General features: G+C 60.3%; 17 protein-coding genes. 8 read left to right on the forward strand and 9 right to left on the reverse strand.

Going from position 1 to position 20,361, the window contains the following annotated elements:
- From BCS36_RS11000 to BCS36_RS11040, 9 genes are all read right to left on the reverse strand, one after another.
- A complete protein-coding gene (locus BCS36_RS11000; protein WP_291302939.1) occupies window positions 1-1,584 on the reverse strand; it encodes an ATP-binding protein in 1,584 nt (527 codons plus the stop codon).
- Window positions 1,585-1,593: 9 nt separating this feature from the next.
- Window positions 1,594-2,934, reverse strand: a complete 1,341-nt coding sequence (locus tag BCS36_RS11005; protein WP_291302940.1) for a glucose-6-phosphate isomerase — start codon at window positions 2,932-2,934, stop codon at window positions 1,594-1,596.
- A gap of 261 nt (window positions 2,935-3,195) precedes the next feature.
- Window positions 3,196-3,582, reverse strand: coding sequence for a hypothetical protein (locus BCS36_RS11010; protein WP_291302941.1), 387 nt, complete (start codon window positions 3,580-3,582; stop codon window positions 3,196-3,198).
- A complete protein-coding gene (locus tag BCS36_RS11015; protein WP_291302942.1) occupies window positions 3,579-4,091 on the reverse strand; it encodes a YchJ family metal-binding protein in 513 nt (170 codons plus the stop codon). Before BCS36_RS11015 ends, BCS36_RS11010 begins: the two co-directional genes overlap by 4 nt.
- A 244-nt stretch (window positions 4,092-4,335) precedes the next feature.
- A complete protein-coding gene (locus tag BCS36_RS11020) occupies window positions 4,336-5,256 on the reverse strand; it encodes a hypothetical protein (protein WP_291302943.1) in 921 nt (306 codons plus the stop codon).
- Between the two features lie 35 nt (window positions 5,257-5,291).
- On the reverse strand, window positions 5,292-5,606 hold the full coding sequence (locus BCS36_RS11025) for a hypothetical protein (protein ID WP_291302944.1): 315 nt from the start codon (window positions 5,604-5,606) through the stop codon (window positions 5,292-5,294).
- 68 nt (window positions 5,607-5,674) lie between these two features.
- Window positions 5,675-6,268: a DUF4881 domain-containing protein gene (locus BCS36_RS11030; protein ID WP_291302945.1), complete on the reverse strand. Its 594-nt coding sequence runs from the start codon at window positions 6,266-6,268 to the stop codon at window positions 5,675-5,677.
- Window positions 6,269-6,281: 13 nt separating this feature from the next.
- Window positions 6,282-7,346, reverse strand: a complete 1,065-nt coding sequence (locus tag BCS36_RS11035; RefSeq protein WP_291302946.1) for a sulfite exporter TauE/SafE family protein — start codon at window positions 7,344-7,346, stop codon at window positions 6,282-6,284.
- Window positions 7,347-7,357: 11 nt separating this feature from the next.
- Window positions 7,358-7,663 (reverse strand): DVU0150 family protein, encoded by a 306-nt coding sequence (locus BCS36_RS11040; RefSeq protein ID WP_291302947.1) that lies wholly within the window; start codon window positions 7,661-7,663, stop codon window positions 7,358-7,360.
- Window positions 7,664-7,907: 244 nt separating this feature from the next.
- On the opposite strand from BCS36_RS11040, the gene BCS36_RS11045 reads away from it, so the two are divergent.
- The 8 genes from BCS36_RS11045 to BCS36_RS11080 all read left to right on the forward strand — a co-directional run bounded on the left by BCS36_RS11045 (window position 7,908) and on the right by BCS36_RS11080 (window position 20,201).
- On the forward strand, window positions 7,908-10,808 hold the full coding sequence (locus tag BCS36_RS11045) for a sigma 54-interacting transcriptional regulator (RefSeq protein WP_291302948.1): 2,901 nt from the start codon (window positions 7,908-7,910) through the stop codon (window positions 10,806-10,808).
- Between the two features lie 35 nt (window positions 10,809-10,843).
- Window positions 10,844-13,405 carry a PEP/pyruvate-binding domain-containing protein gene (locus tag BCS36_RS11050; protein ID WP_291302949.1) on the forward strand — a complete coding sequence of 854 codons (2,562 nt, stop codon included), beginning with the start codon at window positions 10,844-10,846 and terminating at the stop codon, window positions 13,403-13,405.
- A gap of 222 nt (window positions 13,406-13,627) precedes the next feature.
- Window positions 13,628-14,881, forward strand: a complete 1,254-nt coding sequence (locus tag BCS36_RS11055; RefSeq protein ID WP_291302950.1) for an MFS transporter — start codon at window positions 13,628-13,630, stop codon at window positions 14,879-14,881.
- 822 nt (window positions 14,882-15,703) lie between these two features.
- Window positions 15,704-16,330, forward strand: a complete 627-nt coding sequence (locus BCS36_RS11060; RefSeq protein WP_291302951.1) for a rhodanese-like domain-containing protein — start codon at window positions 15,704-15,706, stop codon at window positions 16,328-16,330.
- Window positions 16,331-16,445: 115 nt separating this feature from the next.
- Complete coding sequence (locus BCS36_RS11065) at window positions 16,446-17,315, forward strand: MBL fold metallo-hydrolase (RefSeq protein ID WP_291302952.1); 870 nt, start codon at window positions 16,446-16,448, stop codon at window positions 17,313-17,315.
- 156 nt (window positions 17,316-17,471) lie between these two features.
- Window positions 17,472-17,978: a DUF1269 domain-containing protein gene (locus BCS36_RS11070; RefSeq protein ID WP_291302953.1), complete on the forward strand. Its 507-nt coding sequence runs from the start codon at window positions 17,472-17,474 to the stop codon at window positions 17,976-17,978.
- Window positions 17,979-18,071: 93 nt separating this feature from the next.
- A complete protein-coding gene (locus BCS36_RS11075; protein ID WP_291302954.1) occupies window positions 18,072-18,362 on the forward strand; it encodes a hypothetical protein in 291 nt (96 codons plus the stop codon).
- Window positions 18,363-19,103: 741 nt separating this feature from the next.
- Entirely contained in the window at window positions 19,104-20,201 is a 1,098-nt protein-coding gene (locus tag BCS36_RS11080; protein ID WP_291302955.1) for an NADH:flavin oxidoreductase/NADH oxidase, read from the forward strand.
- Window positions 20,202-20,361: the final 160 nt, after the last annotated feature.

A 20,361-nucleotide genomic window follows, 5' to 3' on the forward strand; every position in this document is an offset into this window, starting at 1 on the left:
CTATTCCTGTGCCCCGGTATGGGCCTCGGGCAGCAGCACACGCACAAGAGCGCCGCCTTCCGGGCCGTTTTCCAGCTGGATCACGCCGCCGTGGCTGGTGATAATGGACTGTACGATAGGCAGGCCCAGCCCTGTGCCCCCATCTTTGGTCGTAAAGAAGGGATCCAGCAGATTGCCCACAATGGCGGCGTCAAAGCCCGGCCCGGAATCAAGAAATTCCAGCCGGACATGGCCTTCGCCGTCGTGGTTGCCGCTGATGCGCAGGATGCCCGGCCCATCCATTGCCTGTTGTCCGTTAACAAGGATATTGTAAAAAGCGCGGTACAGCAAATCCTTGTCGCCGTGCACAAAGAGAGATTCGTGAGTTTCACGCTCCACCGCGATGCCGCGCCGGGCCATGTCGCCTTCAAGAAAGGCCAGCAGCTGATCCAGCACAAGGCTCACATCAACAAGGTCCTGCTTGGGCTGACGGGGGCGGGCGTAGTCCAGAAAATCGTTTACCGTCTGCGACAGACGCACGGATTCATCAAAAATGGCGCCCAGGATGCGCCGCGTGCCCGCATCGGCCTTGTCTGTGCGGCGTTGCAGCAATTCAGCGCTGGAGCGGATGATGCCGAGGGGATTACGTATTTCGTGGGCAATGCTGGCAATGACGCGCCCCATGCTCACAAAACGCTCGTTACTGTGCAACTGCTTTTCAAGTTGCCGGTTTTTTTGCATGCGCTCGGCCAGCACGCGCTCCGAACGGTGGATAAGCATGAGCAGAAGGCCAAAAAGCACCACGGACGACATCAGGCACATGACCACAATGATGCCCTGAAAGGTCAGCACCTGCTCATAGTCGCCCGTAATATCCTGCGTCAGCTCCAGAGCGCCCATGATGGGAGCCTCCTGCCCGGGCTGCAGGGGTTCGCCCTTCAGCGGATAGAGCACCCGCAGAACAAAGGTGCCCTCCTCCAGCGGCAGCCTGAACGGAGCCTGCCAGGCGGGTATGGTCGAGACGATATCAGACGAGGGTGGCCCGCCGTGCAGGATGTCGTCCAGATTGGCAGGAGAAAGCCCGGCCCGGCCGACTTCTTCCTTGTGGGTGGAATAGGCCACCAGCCGGGAAAAATCATAAATGCGCAGGCGCTCCACCGGCAGCCCCTGAATGACGGACTGCACGACCTGGTCAAGTCTTTCGTACTGGGCGGGCTGGCGCAGGGCGATGCGCCCGTAGCCCATCAGCGTAGGCAGGGCGAAACGCCGGAATATCTGGCTGTTGAGGTTTTCTACCAGCAGGCGGGCAAAGCCCTCCTGACGGGTCAGCAGCGTTTCGCGGGCCGAATTGGAGATAAAGAAAGAAAGCCCCAGACTGGTGAGCAAAATGACCACCAGTGAAAGCCATGACAAAGGGCGAGCGTAGCTCAGCGGCAGGCCGCCGTCAGCTTCGCCCTGTGAATTGGGAACAGGCCCGCCCGGATTGCTCGGGCTCCAGTCCTGAACGCCGCCCACATACGGCTGCGCGCAGTCCTCGGCCTGCGGGCCACGCGGCGCGCTGCCCGAATCACTGTTCGCTGCGCTCCGCTTTTTTTTGAAGAACATCTGCTTTCCTTAAAATGCCTGCTCTTGTATGGGCACGGCCATAAAAGTATCCAAATCCGCATGCTCGGTCACATAGCCGGGCGCGCCCAGGCGGGCGTTGGCCAGGCGCTTGCCCAGCTCCACCGCTGGCTGATCCAGCGGGTTCACGCCCATGAGCCAGCCAGTAAACAGGGTCGCCGCCTCCATCAGCAGCATAAAAGCCCCGGCGGCCCTGGGGCCAGTGCCGTCCATATCAATGCGCACCAGCGGCACCTCATTCATGCAAAGGGCCATGCGCGTGCCTAGGGCCTCGGCTTCAAGCAGCGCGCCCAGAGGCTTGCCACGCAGCCATGCCCATTCCTGCGGCAGATCCTGACCAAAGGCGCGGCCTGCGGCCTGCCCCCGGCTGGTAAGGAAGATGCAGCCCTTGTTGCGCGGGCCGCTCAGAAACATCTGGTTTACCGAATGCTGATCCGTAACGCCCGTGGCAGCCACAGGCAGGATGCCCTGGCCGTCCTTGCCCAGACTTTCCGCCCACAGCTGCGCAAACCACGGGCCGAGGGCCGCCCATTGCGGCACGTAACAGAACAGGATGAGCTCGCTGTATTCCTGCAATTCCAGCGCTCTGGCCCAGCAGGCAAGCGCATAGGAAGGATGTTGCCCCAGGGCGCGCGGGTTTTCCACCAGATGACGGGCCACACTGGCCGCGCCGTCCAGGAGGGCCTGCCAGTCAATGCCCAGAAATCCGGCGGGCAGCAGTCCCACAGCGGAAAGCACCGAATAGCGCCCGCCCAGATGGTCCGGGACTTCCAGCGAAGCCAGACCGTGCAGGGTGGCCTCCTGCCGCAGATAGCCGGATGTGGCGTCGGTAACCACCACCATATGGTCGTGCCAGCCTTGGCCCAGAGCGTCCTGAAGCCACTGGCGCACAAGAAAATACTGGGCCAGGGTTTCAATGGTGCCGCCAGACTTGCTGATGCAGACCACGGACGTGTCTGCCGCCTCAAGGCCGCCAAGCAGGGCTTCAAATTCTTCAGCGCACACATTGTCGGCAATCCACAGGCACGGCCCGTCATGCCCCGGCCTGTCCTGGCCCGGCGCAAAGGCTTTTTGCAGTGCCCGCGCGCCCAGAGCCGAACCGCCTATGCCCAGAACAAGCATGTGCCTGAGGGTGCGCACCTTTTCAAGAACAGGCGGCAGATCCCGCTCAAGCGTCGCCCTGTACGGCATTGAAAGAAAAGGCAGAACGCCCTGAGCCAGCTCACGCTCAAGCCGGACGCCCAATTCGGCGGCTTTGGCCTGAAGAGGAGCGGCATCCGCCGCGTTCAGCCTGTGGCTGTAGGCCCGCGACCATTCAAGATAATGAGACATAGGCTTCTCCCTTATACCTTTTGCCAGTCATTATACCGGCCCAAGGTGTAAAGCAATTTCAAAACAAAACTGCTTTGGCGGCGACATGGACGGGCTCCCTGAAAAATAGCGGCGCGCCTTGTATTTGCCCGGCGCGGCCCGCCTGACAGCAATCCGGCTGGCGGCGATCCGGCTGGCGGCAACCTGTTTGGCCTTAGCCAGCCTGAACCCGATCAGCCTGGCCCTAGTCAGCCTGGCGGCAGCCCGCGTGCGGAGCGCGTTTCACAGCAGACTCAATGGTTTGGGAGCAAAAAAACGACGGCGTACCAGCTTGTAGGTCTGGGGGCGCACGCCGAAACGGTAACGCCACAGCGCACAGGTCTCACGCGTGGCGCAGGCGCGCACTTCTTCCCTGTCGCCAGCGCAGAGCATGCACTGCCGCCGGATTGCGCGCAAAGCCTGAAGCCCTGCCTCCGCCTCGGGCGCGGGGCAGGGTTCGTCAGGCAAAGATGCAAGACGCCATTCCCAAAGGGGGCAATGCCTGTCCGTACAGGCGCGCACAGCCCTGCCCGATGCGCCCTGGCATTCAAGGCAGAACTGGCGGATGGCCGTCAGCGGCCCGCTTTTGCCGCCGCCACGGGCAGGCGTATCTGTGCTTCGCTGACTCAAGCTTTTCCGGCTCCACAGCATTTTTTGTATTTCTTTCCACTGCCGCAAGGGCAGGGATCATTACGCCCGACCTTGACCTCCGGCCTGCGGTAGGCTTCAGGCCGCAAGCCGACGCCGTCCACATAGTAAACCTTGTCTTCGTGCCGGGCAAAGAAGCTGCGTTCACCCAGCTGCCGGGGGATGCCTTCCATTTCGTAGTAGGCGTGAAACTCCACCACATCGAAAATTTCGCCGTTCCGGCCCGCAGGCACGCCGTCTTCCACGCGCCCGACATCAAGCCGCAGCCAGTGGACATCCTTGGCCTGTTCCGTCAGCTTTTGCACGGAAATGTCATCCCGGTAGTCCGGGTGCGTGCTGTCCACAAGCCATTGATACCGGCCAAGCACATAGGCCGAATACCGTGAGCGCATAAGCGTTTCGGCATCATTGGGCCAGACCGACCCATCCATATAGGGGGCGCAGCACTGGTCCAAAGAACGCCCGCTGCCGCAAGGGCACTGTTGTAGCATGAAATCCACCTTGGTTTTGCGCCCGTAATGGGCATATAACCCATAAATATTAACGCATGCCCGCACGGGCGGCAAGAGCGGGAAAGGGCTGACCCTCGGGTTTGCGCCAGCCTTTGCGGGCCTATGCGCAAAAAATCCGCCCTGGCGGCGCTCCTTCGGGAACAGCCGGTCCAAGGCGGACTGGATATGGTAAATGCGGCATGCACAAAGGCGCGTATGTGCATGCCGCGCAACGCCGGTTGGCTCAGCTTGTGGGGGCCGGAGGAGACTGCGAACACGGGGGTCGCAGGCAGACAAGGCAGCCGGGCCGCACGGCGAAATAAATTTCTTTTTGTGCCGGGCCGGATTCATGTTGTACCGGGCCGGATTCTTTTTGCGCAGGGGCACGCCGCGAGATGAAAAGCTGCAACGATCCCTTGGCCGCCGTACCGGCGCGGGCATGGGCCAGCACCACGCCTTCAGTGGTGATGACAGCACAGACGGTTCCTTCATACGGCGGCCGTGAACCGTAAAGGAAGCACCACAAGCGCACGCCGTCTTTTTCTTCCTGAACCCGTACAACTTCGCCGCAACCCATGCGCACCAGCATGCGGATAAGCCTGCTGCCCTGCCGGTAAACGCCCACGCCAACCAAAAGCGCCAGGCCGACAAAGCCCGCCGCCAGCACAAAAGGATTGACCCCGGTCAGCCGCAGGACAAAGGACGTGGAATGGGCGCGCATGTCATTGGCATCGGCATGCACCTGCACCGTATAATTTTGAAAGGTGCTGGCAGCAGCGCCCCTGAAGGCAACCCGCATGCGGTATTCACCAGGTTCCGCCTGATTTTCGGCGCTTACCGCGCCGCGCCACATGCCGTTGCCGAACCAGTATCCCGCAAAGAAGCCTTCCAGATTGAAATTCAGGGGAGCTCCCGCCGGGGTAAAGCTTACTTCGATATCCCGCATCACGGGGTTCTTGATCGTCAGCGGGCCTGAAAGCGCCGCCGTTTTTCCCGGCAAAAGCTCAAGCGTGTTCGCCCCTGACCGCATGAGCCCCTGAAGCCCGTCCACCAGTCCCAGCAAAGCCACAGCCAGCAAAACGGCGCAGACCAGCCCCAGCCTGTGCTGGCGCTGGCGGATGCCCTGACAGGTTTCCCAGGTGTTGGCGTCAAGAACTGTCTGCATGGGCAAATCATATCCTCTGCACGTGGAGGCGGCAATCATGAGCGCTGCACCGTCAAGGACTGCTGCGAAGGCTCCAGCACGCGCCAGCTGACAAGGCTGAGCCCCTTGCGCGGCAACTCCACCATGCTCTGCCCTTCAGCGGGAAACCGCCGCCGCACCAGCCGCGTCAGCCAGAAAGCTCCGGCCCACAGCGGGACGGAAATGCCAAAAAACCAGGCGCAGAAAACGAGTTCAGCAGAATTAAAGCTGTGCGACGATTGATACATGGCCGCAAAAACCGCCGCCACCATGAGCGCGTTGCCCACTACGCGGATGCAACTGATATAAAGGTGCTGCTTGTAGCTGTTCATTCTGCTCTCCAAAGGCTTTTGCCGGGGCGGATTTATGGCCCGCCCCGGCAGTGTGACACCGTGTATGCTTACTTGCTGAAGATGTTGGTCTTGCTCACGTTCATGATGCGGATGGCCTGATCCTTGTCGCTGGTGCGGAAGGCGATGCGCATCTCGTTGCCGGCCGTCCAGGCATAGATCGGCAGGTCGATTTCGCTGGCGGGCACCTTGAAGGTGATCAGGGCGCTCAGACGGCTGGAGTACACCGTAACGGTCTGCTGTTCCTTATCCACAACGGGGAAAGTCTTGCCAGCCACCTTGGGATGCTTGGGCTGGATGTTCTTTTCCACGTCCACGAACTGCACGGGTATTTCACGTACGGCCTTGGCATCGCGGTCATAAATGAGCACGGTGTTCTTGGCCAGGTCGATCATCAGGCGGCCGCCCACTGCAGGAACGGGGCCCATTTCGCCGGGGGCTGCGGGCAACTTGTAGGTATGCGCGCCGCCACTGTAATGGGGATTGAACTGGTCATGGGTAACGTCAACAACAATGGTTATTGATTTGGCTTCGGGGTTGAAGGCCACGCAGCGGCCCTGCTCCACCCCGCCTTCAAAGTTGCAGGCGGCAAGAAAAGTGGTCAGTCCAAGAACCAGTATAAGCAGCAAACTACGAATCTTCATGGCTGTGTTCCTCCTAGCTGTTCGCTGCCCGCATCTTCTTGGCGGCCAATTCCGCCTTGGCGCCCTGCACCATCTTCACCGCGATGTAGATGGAAATGGCACTTACGAAGCCAAGCACTTCAACTGTGGCCATAGGGCCAAGCAACCAGCCCCAGGACGGGAATTCAGCCTGAAGGAGCTTGAGCACGACCGACATAAGGCAGCCGAGCACGGCCAGACCAAAGACAAAACGGATGCCGTAACCCTTGACGTACTTGGTGGCCACCACGCCTATCTGCGCTCCAACGGCAGCGCCAGCCAACATGATGAGGGCGGCCAGGAGCTCCACGCGACCCTTGTACGCGTAGGACGCCGTTCCATACAGGCCGGAAATGGCAACTTCAAAGAGGTCCGTGCCCACTGCCAGATGGGTGGGGCAGCCCACAAGATAGACGAGAGCGGGCATACGGATGAGACCGCCGCCGATACCGAGGATACCGGCCAGCCAGCCCGTGAAAAAGCTGACCGCGATGGGCAGCCACGCTGAGCAGGTGATATTGGCGTGCTTGAAGTGTACAACGGGAGGAATCCTGATAGCTTGCAGGCGTGAAGCCCAGTCAATACCCACAGCGGTGGCGTCCAGTTCCTTGTGCTGCGCCTTGGCCTCGCGCTCCTTGCGGCGGCGCACGGCGGCGTCGTGGAAAACCAGCCAGGCAATGGAGATGAGCAGCACGACATAGAGCCAGCGCACGACCTTGTCCACCGAACCGATGCGCTCAAGCCACATGACCATCTGCGCGCCGATTTCAACGCCGATGACCGTACCGATGAGCATGGTGATGCCCAGCATGTAGTCGACGTTGCCGAACTTGCCGTGACGCATGGTAGAAATAAGTGATTTGCCGGCCATCTGCGCAACGTCAGTGCCAATGGCAAAAGCCATTGGGAAGCCCAGGATGTTCAGACCCGGGGTCACCATCCATGCGCCGCCCAACCCGAAGAAGCCGCCGATAATACCCACGCCGAATCCAAGAATGATCAGTCCCGGCCAAAAAATGTTCACGCCGGAAATGGGCATCAAAATATACAGCCATTCCATACTGTGCCCCCTTACTTTTCGGCCAGTTCGCGGTGCTTGAGGTCAATGCCGATGTGCGTCATGACGATGTCGGCCAGCCAGCCCAGAATGCACCCCACGATAGGAATGATGAGCATGGTCAGAATGGCGAAAAACAAATGGCTCTCATTGTACATCTCAGCCCACCAGTACAGGATGCCGTCCAGCTTGCGCGTATCGGCCACAATGACCACCGCCGCTTCCTTTCCTCCGCCAGCTGCCAGGGCCAGACCAGGCATGGCGGCAAGCATGAGCGCGCAGCCTGCCAGCCACGTCATGAGCTTGCGCATCTTTCTCATAAAACCCTCCAGTCAGTTTGCGTTCCCTTTAGACTCTTTTCGGCTGCTCCCACACCGGGCCACACCGACTGTCACGCAGTGAATGTGAAAAAGATAGCAATCCTCGTGCCATTGCATGATATTTGCCGTAATTTGCTGTTTTTTCCCTTTGTTTGCACGAAATATCTTGCCAGCTTTTCGCAACTATTCTATAGTCGACACAAAGATTGCGCTTTTTTGCGCAACCACAAGAGGGGGCTCCCTGATGCGCTTCTACAGAACGCTTCCCGGCGGCAGCACGTTGGACATCACCTCTTTTTTCATGAACCGCAGCCTTGTCAGCCGCATGCTCATACTGGGCCTCCCCCTGCTGACCGTGGTTCTGCTTCTTATCTTTGTTGCCACAGGCAGCAGCATCGAAAACATCGTCAATCGCGCAATAGCGCGCAACGCGCAGCTTCAGGCCCAGGGCATGAGGCTGGCCCTTGAGCACGCGCTGGCAGAAACACGCAACCAGTTGCTCATTCTGGCCGCCGGATCAATGGACCCGGCGGACATGAAAAACAGGCTGGAGTTCCGCACGAAAGCCAATGGCCTGCGGTACCGCGAGGTCGCCTACCTGGGCCTTGCCCCCGAAAGCCGCTACCTTCTGCTCAACCACGAGGGCCAGGTCATCAATGTGCCCATGCATGTGGCGCTGGACAGCCCCTCGAGCCCCTTTCACAACCTCAGCGGCGAACAGCGGCCAGGATATGTCAATGTGGGGCAACCCATGGAGGCCGTGTACTCAATGGTGCCGGTCAACAAATCCCTTCAGGGCCTGTCTCTTCATGTGCTGCGTTTTTTTACGGCCGTGCACGACAGTGAGGGCAACTTCAAGGGGTACCTGCTGCTGTCCCTCGACATGAAGGACCTGCGGGACATCGTCTCGCGCTATTCATCCCCCGAAGCCCCCATAGCGGCGTCAGGTACGGAAACCCGCGTGCGCAGCCTGTTTTTCGACAGGGACGGCTGGATGCTCTTTCAGTCCGAAACGCCCGACGCGGCTCTGGCAGGCAAAAATCTGGCCAACGACTCCGTGCGGGCGGGATTTTGGGGAGACTACGGGCGTCCCGGCTTCAGCATGGCTTTTCGCCCAAGCCCGGAACATATCAACTACTGGAGCATGGTTGCCGACGTGCAGGCAGGGCAGGCCAACCAGCTGCCCATGACAGAAAGCAGCACCGTATGGAGCAACGGCCAGATGCGGGTGGAGCGGGTAAGTTACGTGCCCATCAGCTTCACGCCCGGCTCGGACGGCGACCCCATTGTGCTCGGCGGCCTGGCCGTTCTGGATACCAGTTTTACGACCACCCGCACCGGCATGCAGGTCATGGGCATATACGCCGTCAGTTTTCTTGGGGGCATGCTGCTTTTGACGCTGAGCCTGTGGTGGCTGGCGCGCCAGATGAGCAAATCGCTCAACACCCTGGGGTGGGCGCTGCACAAGCGCAACATCACGGGTGGTTCCGACGACCTTGATCTGCCGCCCCTGCCAAGGGAACTGGAAGGCGTGAAGGCGGACATCAACACCCTGCTGGGACGTCTGCGCCAGGCCAGGATACAGCGCCTCAGCCACGAGGCCCTGCAGGACGCCCAATGGCAGCGCGAACCTGCGCCCGACCTGCCCCACCCTGAAGACCTGCCCGCCAGCGGCCTTGTGGGAACATCATCCGCCATGCAGATCCTGTATGACCAGGTGCGCAAGGCCTCTCAAGTTCTGGCCGACGTGCTTGTCATCGGCGAAACCGGCACAGGAAAGGAACTTGTGTCCGAAGCCATACACCGCCTGAGCGCGCGGGCCTCCGGCCCGTTTATCACCATCAACTGCGGCGCGCTGGATGAAAACCTGCTTATGGACACCCTGTTCGGCCATGTGAAGGGTGCCTTTACCGAGGCCCGGCAAGCCAGAAAAGGCGCTTTTCTGGCGGCGGAAGGCGGCACCCTCATGCTGGACGAAGTGGGCAACGCCGCGCCCAAGGTGCAGCAGGCGCTGCTCCGCGCGCTGTCCACCCGGCGCATCCGCCCTCTTGGCAGTGATCAGGAGGTTCCCTTTGATACGCGCATCATCGCCGCCACCAACGCTTCCCTGCTTGAAGACGCGCGCGAGGGCTCCTTCCGCGAGGACCTGTATTACCGCCTTGCCGTCATTACCATCCACACGCCTCCCCTGCGGGAGCGAAAGAGCGACATTCCCTCGCTGACCGTGTATTTTCTGACTGAAGCCGTGAAGTCCCGGGCCAGGGCGGACGAGATGGATGCGGCAGGCGACGCCGACGTAGAAAGCAACGGCTCTGCGTCCACGCCGTCTTCCCGTGTGGTCAAGGGGGCAAGGATGCCCAACGCGGCGCAGATGCCGCAAGTAAGCCGTGGCGCGCTTGCCAAACTCATGGCCCATACCTGGCCCGGCAATGTGCGCGAACTGAAAAATACGCTTACCCGCGCCCTGACGTTCTGCGAAGAAAACATCCTTTATGCCGAAAATATCCAGTTGGGGCCGATAGCCACGCCCAATGGCGGCAATGCCGCCGACACCCGTGAAAAACAGGTGGCTGACCCGCAGATGCAGGATGCGCGTGACGGCCTGCAGGGCCGTGGTGGCGCTGTAGCGGGTGGCGCCGGCAACGACGCCGCAACCTGGGGCGACCCGCAACCCTCCAATGGGGCAACGGTCATGGCCTCTGCGGATTGTTGCGAAACCCAGGCTTGCGGGCAGAATTCTTCTTCCGTGCCCGGCTCCGCGTCACCGGTATCGGGCTTCACCGCCTCTGCCAGCCCTCCACGCCAGACGCCGCTGCACACCCCCGGCTTTGAACCCGCTCCCGGCCAGGAATCCGCAGGGGCTTCGGCCTCGGTCAGCAGCGCAAACACCGCTGATGCCGCAGACGACACGGCAAACACGGTCATGCCCCGCCTCAACTCCCGCCAGACTGAGATGTGGCCGCGCCTTGTGGCCATGGGCAGCATAAGCCGCCAGGAGTATCAGCAGATGCTCGGCAAGGACATTTCCATGCGCACGGCGCAGTACGATCTGCAACTCTTTGTGCAGATGGGGCTTGTGCGCAAGGAAGGCCGCGGCCCGGCCCAGCGTTATGTGGTTGTTGGCGGATCTCTTTCCGAAGGCTGATACAACGCCTCTAACAGCATACCAAGGGTGTTTTCGTGGTCAGCAAGCTGAAAAAACTTTTTGGCCGCAAGCCGCGTATCACGCGCGAGCAGGCCATGGTCGCCTTTCATCGGCGGTATGCCTCGTTCAAGGAACTTTTGCAGGCCAACGCCGACCTTGCGGGCATTCTGGCCGGTCTTAACGCCACCCAACAGGGCGAGCGCCATATGGAAACCAGCGAAGTACGCAAGGAGGCCCGTCGGGCCATCTTTCGCTGCGACCGTATGATCACCACGCTCAATGACATTTCCAATCAGCGGCATCAGGATCTGCATGACGCCTTGCAAAATATTGCCAGGCGCATTGAAAAAGAGCTGGACCAGCGCGCCAGCGGCGATGTGCCCACCCTGACCCTTGATCTCACTGAAATAGACGCCAGCATGGCCTACAGCGTGGGCGGCAAAAACGCCAACCTGGGCGAACTGCGCAACATGCTGGATCTGCCGGTGCCGCGCGGATTCGCCATCACCATCCGGGCCGGGAGCATTTTTCTTTTGCGCACTCCCGGGCTTTTCAAGAGCATATATTCCCTGCTGCGCTCCATAGACCCGGAAAAACCGGACAGCGTCAGCGCCATTGCCCGTCAGGTGGAACAGCTCATTTGCGAAGCGCCAGTGCCGCAGGAGGTTGAGGAAGCCCTGCTCAAGGCCTGGGACACGGCCTACGGCGACTCTCCGCAGATGGTCGCGGCCCTGCGCTCAAGCGCCATTGCTGAAGACGGGGTGCAATCCTTTGCCGGGCAATACCGCAGTCTGCTCGGCGTTACCCGCAATGAGCTGATTCCCGCCTTCAAGACAGTGGTGGCCAGCCTGTTTTCTCCCCGTGCCCTGGCCTACCGCGCCGAGCACGGCTACGCCCTGGACGCCACGGGCATGGGCCTGTGCTGTCTGGAGATGGTGCGCTCCCGCGCCGCCGGGGTGGCTTTTTCGCGCCATCCCGTAGACCTGCGCTCCAACAGCATTGTCATCAACGGCTTGTGGGGATTGGGCGAAATGGTGGTGGACGGCTCCGGCACGCCCGACCAATGGCTTGTTTCACGGGCCACGGGCAAGATCACCAAGGCCACCATCGCGCACAAGGCCGTGCGCCTGCGGCTGGTGCGAACCGAAACCGGGGTGGAAAGCGAACTGACGCCCGTGCCGGAAGACCTGCAGGACGTGCCCTGCCTCAGCGACGATCAGGTGCGCCAGCTTGCGAACATGGTTATGGAGCTGGAACGCCATTACCAGTATCCGCAGGATATGGAATGGGCCGTGGATGAGGACGACCAGATTGTGCTGCTGCAAACGCGCCCAATGGGGCTCGACAGCATGGCGGAAGAAAAGACGGCCCCCATCCTGGGGCATCTGCGGCCCCTGCTTTCCGGAGCGGATGTGGCGGCCAGGGGCGTGGGCTGCGGCCCCGTGGTCTTTGTGGGCGACGGCGAGGATATCACGCATTTTCCTGAAGGCGCCGTGATGCTTATGGACCACTCCTCGCCCAGCGCCATGTCGGCCATGCGCCGGGCCTCGGCCATTATTGCCCAGACAGGCAGCCTCACGGGGCACATGGCTTCCATATGCCGCGAATTCGGCGTGCCCACGCTCATGAACATACCCGGCGTCACAGGCGTGCTTGCCGCCGGGCAGGTGGTGACGGTAGACGCCCTCACGGGCAGGATCTTTGACGGCGAAGTGCCGGAACTGCTGGCCCTGCGGCTCACCCGCCCCCAGGCCAGAGCCGACAGCCCCGCCCTTGTGCTGCTGCGCCGCATTACTCCCTATATTCTGCCCCTGCATCTGGTGGACCCGAGGGCCGACACCTTTACCCCCAAGCACTGCACCTCGCTGCACGACATCATGCGCTACGCTCATGAAATGAGCTATTCCGAGATGTTCAAGATATCCGACAGCGTCTCTGAAAACAGCGCCGGGGTGGCCAGCGAGCTTGTCAGCTCCATACCGCTGGACCTGTACATCATCGATCTTGGCGGCGGGCTGCGCAACCCGGAATCGCGCCGCGTGCACCCTGACGATGTGACCAGCATACCCTTCAAACACGTTCTTGACGGCATGCTCAACCCCGCCGTGCAGGCGCGCGGCCCGCGCCCCATAAACATGCGGGGCTTTTTATCCGTCATGGGGCAAAGCGTTATCGGCGGCAACCAGGAAGGCTGCTCACGCTTTGGTCAGCGCAGTTACGCCATTGTTTCCGACCGCTATTTGAATTTTTCATCCCGCGTGGGCTATCACTACGCCATTCTGGACACATGGTGCGGCGACTCCCTGAGCAAAAACTACATACGCTTCGAATTTGCGGGCGGAGCGGCCAGCGATGAACAAAGAGTGCGCAGGGTTCGCTGTATCGGCCTGATACTCAAAGAACTCGGCTTTACCGTTGAACTGACGGGTGATAGGATACGCGCACGTTACCAGAAGTATCCCAAGCCAGAACTGTGCGCCCGGCTTGATCAATTGGGGCGTTTGCTTATCATGACTCGCCAGATGGATATGCTGATGGTGGATGAGGCGGCTGTTGCCGCCTGTGCCGAGAAGTTTCTCAAGGGCGAGTATCATTAGAGCATGCTAGCTTTGAAAAAGTGTACATGCTCTAAAGCTGCACGAGCGTGCAGATCGCCGCAACGTGGCGTGAATTCTACCGCAAATTGCATGTTTCGGCAGAATGACAATTTTGAAATGCTTCGCATTTCAAAGATAATCTGATCTGGCCGCAGCTTCACCCGAAGCAGCCGCTGGCAGCCCGTGGCTGCGGCGGTCGCGGCGTAAACCTGTTGAGGCCCCATGCCGTCCGTTGCCGCTTCGCCCCTGCCTCCAGAGTGCCGTCCCGCATCCCCGGAGCCGCCGCAAACTCTTTTGAGCCGTGATTTTATTCTGCTGTTTTGCATGACAATGTTCTGCAACAGCTTTATTGCCGTTTTCTACTGCTTTGAGCAGTGGCTTGAGGCCATGACCATCAGCCCCAACTGGCGCGGCGTGCTGTTGTCGTCAATGTTCGCCATGGTATTGCTGTTCCGCCCGTTGGCCAGCGTTTTTCTGCTGCGACGCGGCAAGCTCATGGCCATGACGCTTTCCATCATCGTGTCAAGCTGCGTCATGCTGGCCTATGCGCATGTGGGCGGCCCGCACGTCATCGGCCTGATCTGGATATTGCGCATTGTGCAGGGCATTGCCCTGGCCGTTTTTTCAAGCTGCACCGTGGCCGTGCTGGTAAGCTGCATCCCCAGGGGGCAAAGCGCTCGCGGCTTTGCCATCTTCTCGCTCACCATGCTGCTGCCCTACTCCATCATACCCGCCGCAGCGGAACCACTCTTGCCCCTTCTGGGCGGCGAGACCGGTCTTTTTGCCGTCTCCGCCCTGCTGGGCCTGCCCTCGCTGCTCATGCTCATTCCCCTGGCTCACAGACTGAAAACGCCTGAAATGCCCCCCGAGGAGGGCGGCGGCATTTCGCGCCGGGCGCTGTGGCAGTCCGTAAGCCATTCCGGGCTGTTCTTCGTTTATATGGCCTGCCTGAGCTTCAGCATCATGACCATACTGGCCATATTCTTCATCAAGGGCCTGTGTTCGGTCACGGGTGGGCAACCCGCGTGGTTTTTTTCCGTCTATACCCTCACCATCATTCTGGTGCGGCTTGCAGGCAGCAACAGGCTGGACGCGCTGCCCCGCTACAGGGTGACGCTCGTGTGCAGCCTTGTGCTGTCGTTCTGCATGCTTGGGCTGGCCTGGGGGCCGCTGTGGGCCTTTGTGCCCCTTACATGCCTGTACGGCCTTGGGCTCGGGCTGCTCTACCCGCTGCTGGCCGCCGCCGTGTATGACCGTTCCACGCCGTCCACCCGCTCCATCAACTCCAACGTGATGATGGCGACGTTTGACGCCAGCGGCATGCTGGCCCCGCTCATTGGCGGCATGGTGGTCAACGCGGGCTTCGGCTACAGGGGCGTGTTCACGGCCACCGCCATTTCCGTATTTTTATGCGCCTGCTGCATGTTGGCCGACAGACTGCGCATGGCCATGCGCGAACGCGCACAGACCACGTAGACAGACTGCCCCTGGGAGCGTGCATTCGCAAAACTCCACGCCAATGCCAGCGCAAGCCGCCAGCAGCGCTGACATTGCCGCAGTCATGGCGGCTGCGGTTGGGCAGCTTGCGGGCCTTATGGATGGCAGCAGGATGTCATGAAGCAATCCGCATTGTTGCGCATGCCGCCTCGCTCCGTACTGCCCGGCATGCCTTGGCTTACGTCTGTTCAGGCGTATCAAGCCACCACGGCTGAAGCTTTTGTAGCGCCCGCGCTGCAAAGACCAAACGTTCGAGGCATCCGCACGACACAACCATCCGGGGCATCCACACGCCCGGCACCGCTCAGCACGGCCCAACCGCCCGTAACGGTGTGCGCTTCCTGCACCGCACCGCCCGCATGGCCCGCTGCCAGCATTGCTTCCCGCCCCGGCCCGCCGCTGCCAGGAATTCAGTCAGCCTTACGCGCACGGGCTGCAACCGCCCGCGCGACTCCGCCCCCGCAGCTTCTACTACATGCCTACAGGCCGCTGAACCGGTTCGCGCAATGCCGCAGCCGGGCGGCTCTTCACACACCGGCGCGCGGGTTCAAAGCGGTATCGCTTCAAACCATACTTTACAACTCAATATTACAATTTATTTATTGTAAAACTGGCCAATTATGCCGCCACTGCGGTACGCCATTTTCTTCACATGAAGAACAGTCCGTACCGCTGTTGCAATCCCATGCAAACTATATCACTATATTTATGGAAGGATACCGCCTCGGACAACCTCTCTGCCTTATCCCGAACTCCATTCACACTACATACATCCCGGCATAGCCGCCATAAGGAGATGATATGTCTACTGTTCAAAGCATGACCGCAAAAGAGCTCCACAGTATGGACTTACGGCAGGCGCTCATTGTGGATGTGCGCACGCCAATGGAATACGTTGAAAAACGCCTGGCAATGCCGACGGCCCTTGCGCCGCTGCTGGACCTGAACCCGCGTGATACGGCCCTGCGCAACGGCGTGCTCGCCGATACGCCCATTATCACGTTGTGCCACTCTGGCTCGCGCGCCAAAACCGCCGCTGAAAAATTTGCCGAAGCAGGCTTCAACAATGTCCGCTTTCTTGAGGGCGGCCTGGACGCCTGCCAGAAAGAAGGATTCGCCACCGTGGGCGCGGCCCCTGCCACAACCGGCGGTTCTGTTCCCTCGCTGGAAAAGCAGGTGCGCCTCGCGGCGGGGCTCCTTATCCTGCTCTTCGTGCTGTTGGGCTTCTTTGTCCACCCGGGCTTCTATCTTGGGGCGTTGTTTGTCGGCGCGGGCCTGACCGTTTCGGGCCTCACCAACTGGTGCGGCATGGCCATGCTGCTCATGTACGCGCCGTGGAACCGACAGGGAGCTTCGTGCTCCAGTGGCGGGGCATGCCCCATTGGCGGTGGCAAGGGCGGTAAAAGCCCTGGCGCAAGCTGCCAGTAGGCGCGAAGCCGACGCCCTTTCTCCGGCAGTTGGCAGACCGGCATAGAGCCCTGTCTGTAAGGTCACTCAACCGTTCCCGTTTCGGCAAAGCCCGCCGATGCCCAAGGAGTTTACCATGGCTGCACCCAATGTGCGCGGATTCTTTGATCCCATTACCGCTACCTGGACCTACGTGGTCTGGTCCGATACAGATACCCAGAAGCGTTGCGCCGTCATTGACAGCGTTCTTGATTACGACATGCCCTCAAGCCGCACGACCACTACGTCCGCTGATGCTGTCATCACCTTTGTGCGGCAGAAACAGTTGCAGGTTGAATGGATTCTTGAAACCCACATCCACGCCGACCACCTTACTGCCGCCAGCTATATCAAGGAAAAGCTGGGCGGAAAAATTGCCATCAGCAAGCATATTCTGGACATTATCCGCACCTGGGTTCCCATTTTTCAGACAGCGGACGACACCCCTGCCGATGGTTCAGACTTTGATCATCTGTTTGACAATGATGAAGAATTCACCATCGCCGACCTCAAGGCCAGAATCATCCATACCCCCGGGCACACCCCGGCGGATACGACATATATTATTGAAGACACCGCCTTTGTGGGCGACACCATCTTTTTGCCGGACGTCGGTTCGGGCCGTTGCGACTTTCCTGGCGGCAGCGCCGAGGATTCCTATGATTCGTCGCGCAAGCTCTTTGCCCTGCCCGACCATTACCGCATCTACGTTGGGCATGACTATCCGCCTGACGGCGCGCGCGGCCCCGAGTGCATGGCCACCGTGGGCGAACAGAAATCAAAAAACACCAGACTGCATACTGGCATTGATAAAAACAGCTTTGTCGCGCAACGCAAGGCCGACGACACCGGCAAGGCAGTGCCCGCCCTGCTGTTGCCTTCCATCCAGGCCAATATGCGCACCGGCAGATTTGGCGCTGCGGTCAACGGCATCCAGTACGTGAAGTTGCCCGTAAACAAGCTGTAGCCCGGAATAGCCAAGGTTCACCCAATGTGGCCTCTGCCGCTCACGGTTGCCTTGCTGCGCGGGTCGGCGTATACTACTAACCATAATCATTAATTATTTAATGATCGCATACAGCCGCGCCTTTTGCGCGGCAACGTCGACAACCAAGGAGCATCCATGCGTACACTTATTGCTGTAGCCTACCCCAATGAAACCCAGGCCAGTGAAGAACGCGTCAAATTTTTAAAAATGCAGAAGTCCTACCTTGTGGACCTTGAAGACGCAGTGGTAGTTACCCGCAAACAGGACGGCAAAGTCAAGCTGCACCAGCTTTTCAACCTCACGGCCACCGGCGCGTTGAGCGGCGGCTTCTGGGGTACCCTCATCGGCCTGATCTTTCTGAATCCCCTGCTGGGCCTGGTGGTGGGCGCGGGCGCGGGCGCTGTGGGCGGCGCGCTGAGCGATGTGGGCATCAATGACGACTTCATGAAGCAGCTTGGAGAAAAACTCAAGCCGGGTTCGTCAGCGCTCTTCGTGCTGGTGGATTCTGAAATTACCGACAAGGTGCTGGCTGAACTGCGCGGCTCCGGCGGCGAAATCATCCAGTCCTCGCTCTCGCATGAGGATGAAAGCCGCCTTCAGGCTGCGCTCAGCGCCGCCAAAGATGCCGCCAATAAAGGCTAGATGCCCTGACAACTTTGAAATGCTTTGTGGGGGAGGAACCCTTTTGCAAAAGGGTTCCTCCCCCACGCCCCCACCCCCGAGAGCATTTTCGCATTGAGAATATCCATTCTCAATGCTTCCAAGACACCCGCTTCGGCGCGTAACCGCGCAAATAAATTGCGTTTACGCCTCCGCAGCGAACGTCTGCTCCCGCATCCGCCAGAGCAATTTCAAAGTGAAATTGCTCTAAAACTCCTGGTATATTTTGTGCTGCGGGCGTCTGCTCACGCAGCGGCCGAGCAATTTCTACACGGAATTGTCCTGGCGATGGACGTTGCGCAGCAACAAGCAAAAAGCACTGCCCGCTTTGGGGCAGTGCTTTTTGCAACACCACTTTTTGCCTGAGATTACAATAACGTCCTTTTCTGGGGCAAAAGCCTCTGCCGCGTGCGCGATGCACGGAACCGCTTGCGGGCGTTGTCAACCTGAAGGAATCGGCCATCGAAGGGCGCAAACGGCAGGCACACCCGAAGGCCCCCCCCCCGTGTTGACGAACGTCATGCGGCGGGGCTGCAATAGCGGCAGGGCCAAAAGCGGGGTCAGAATAGCTGCGAGGGAAGAATAACTGCGGGGGAAGAAGGCGCGCCCCTTCTTCCCCCGTTTCTGCGACGGCCCCCAAGTGCTGCTTAACGCGAGCCTCCGTTGGCGCCTTGCGGGCGCATGGCGTCCGCAGCCGCATATCTGTTTACGACAGGCCGCCTGCTGCTGAAAAACCGCCGTATGGCGGCTACCTTTGCAGTGTTTTGCTGGCTTGACATAATTGCAGGTAATTTTTTGCCTTATATCACCATTACAAACAAGGTGCAAAAGAAATCCCGTGCCGCGCCTGAAGCGCGCCGCGCTCAGAGCGCCCGAAAATTGGCGAGGTCAGGCCTGCAGCAGCGCTGTATTGTGTACATGCCGTAAAAAACCGCGTCCCTTCGGCACCCCCAGGCGCGGCACTTGCCCTGGGCAGGGGCAGAGAGCATAATGAAACCATGTTGACCCGCAACAGCGGAGTTAAGCCTGTTTACCCTGGCTGCACCAGACACGGAAGAGCCAGGGGCAACGAATTTACGGCCCCGTGGCCGTGAGGCAGGAGTTTGCATGAATACCCTTTTTTCTCCCATCACCCTCGGCGGGCTCAAGCTTGCCAACCGTATCGTTATTCCGCCCATGGACCAATATTCTGCGGACGAAGGCCGCCCGACGCAGTGGCACCACATGCACTACGGGCACCTGGCCGTTTCGGGCGCAGGACTGCTTATTGTTGAAGCCACCGCTGTGGAGCCGGAGGGCAGAATCTCTCAGGCTGACCTTGGTCTGTGGAACGACGAGCAGGAAGAACTGCACCGCCGCATGCTGGACTTTATCGGCACATTCTCCTCCATACCCGTGGCCCTCCAGATTGGACACGCGGGGCGCAAGGGCTCCACAGGCCGCCCATGGGAAGGCCGCGGCCCCCTCACCCCGCAGGATGGCGGCTGGCCCGTGTACGCGCCCTCGGCGCTGCCCTTTGACGCGGCCTCGCCGATGCCTCTGGCCCTCACCGAGGCCGATATCGACCGCCTGCTGGAGGCCTTTGTGGCAACCGCGCAGCGCGCCGTGCGCGCGGGCTACAAGGCCATTGAGCTGCATGCGGCCCACGGCTATCTGCTGCACGAGTTTCTCTCGCCCCTGTCCAACAAAAGGGACGATGCCTACGGCGGCAGCCTGGAAAACAGAATGCGCTTCCCCTTGCGTGTATTCGCGGCTGTGCGCAAAGCCCTGCCCGCCAGCGTTCCTGTTGGCATGCGCGTTTCAGGTTCGGACTTTGTCCCCGGCGGATGGGATGTGGCTGAATGCGCCATCCTGGCGCAGGAACTTGAGAAGGCCGGAGCCGCCTACATTCACGTCTCGGGCGGCGGGCTTTCGCCAGATCAGCAGATCAATCTGGCTCCCGGCTATCAGGTCGGTTTTGCCCACGCCATCAAGCAGGCGGTCACAAGCCTGCCAGTCATTGCCGTAGGGCTCATTACCGAGCCTGAACTGGCTGCGGGCATTATTGTCAGCGGGCAGGCCGACATGGTGGCCATCGGCCGGGCCATGCTCTACGACCCCCGCTGGCCCTGGCATGCGGCGGCAGCCCTTGGCGCGTCCATTGCCGGTGCACCCTCGCAGTATTTGCGCTGCCAGCCGCACAAACTGAAAACCCTGTTCGTGTAGCAGGTTCGTAGCGTGGGTATTTTGTGTGGGGAGGGACCCTTTTGTAAAAGGGCCTCCTCCCCCACACCCCACCCCCTAAAACGTTTATTCATACGTCAGTCGGCGATGGGCAATACCCTGGCACTTGCGCAGCCTTACGGCGACAGAACCTCCGGCTGGG

Source organism: Desulfovibrio sp. MES5, from assembly GCF_002237645.1.
Classification (GTDB): Bacteria; Desulfobacterota; Desulfovibrionia; order Desulfovibrionales; family Desulfovibrionaceae; genus Desulfovibrio.

Bases quoted from the DNA above. Each gene is read 5' to 3' on its own strand.
- BCS36_RS11000 (WP_291302939.1), bottom strand. From the start codon at position 1,584: ATGTTCTTCAAAAAAAAGCGGAGCGCAGCGAACAGTGATTCGGGCAGC.
- BCS36_RS11005 (WP_291302940.1), bottom strand. From the start codon at position 2,934: ATGTCTCATTATCTTGAATGGTCGCGGGCCTACAGCCACAGGCTGAAC.
- BCS36_RS11015 (WP_291302942.1), bottom strand. From the start codon at position 4,091: ATGCTACAACAGTGCCCTTGCGGCAGCGGGCGTTCTTTGGACCAGTGC.
- BCS36_RS11020 (WP_291302943.1), bottom strand. From the start codon at position 5,256: ATGCAGACAGTTCTTGACGCCAACACCTGGGAAACCTGTCAGGGCATC.
- BCS36_RS11025 (WP_291302944.1), bottom strand. From the start codon at position 5,606: ATGAACAGCTACAAGCAGCACCTTTATATCAGTTGCATCCGCGTAGTG.
- BCS36_RS11030 (WP_291302945.1), bottom strand. From the start codon at position 6,268: ATGAAGATTCGTAGTTTGCTGCTTATACTGGTTCTTGGACTGACCACT.
- BCS36_RS11035 (WP_291302946.1), bottom strand. From the start codon at position 7,346: ATGGAATGGCTGTATATTTTGATGCCCATTTCCGGCGTGAACATTTTT.
- BCS36_RS11040 (WP_291302947.1), bottom strand. From the start codon at position 7,663: ATGAGAAAGATGCGCAAGCTCATGACGTGGCTGGCAGGCTGCGCGCTC.
- BCS36_RS11045 (WP_291302948.1), top strand. From the start codon at position 7,908: ATGCGCTTCTACAGAACGCTTCCCGGCGGCAGCACGTTGGACATCACC.
- BCS36_RS11055 (WP_291302950.1), top strand. From the start codon at position 13,628: ATGCCGTCCGTTGCCGCTTCGCCCCTGCCTCCAGAGTGCCGTCCCGCA.
- BCS36_RS11060 (WP_291302951.1), top strand. From the start codon at position 15,704: ATGTCTACTGTTCAAAGCATGACCGCAAAAGAGCTCCACAGTATGGAC.
- BCS36_RS11065 (WP_291302952.1), top strand. From the start codon at position 16,446: ATGGCTGCACCCAATGTGCGCGGATTCTTTGATCCCATTACCGCTACC.
- BCS36_RS11070 (WP_291302953.1), top strand. From the start codon at position 17,472: ATGCGTACACTTATTGCTGTAGCCTACCCCAATGAAACCCAGGCCAGT.
- BCS36_RS11080 (WP_291302955.1), top strand. From the start codon at position 19,104: ATGAATACCCTTTTTTCTCCCATCACCCTCGGCGGGCTCAAGCTTGCC.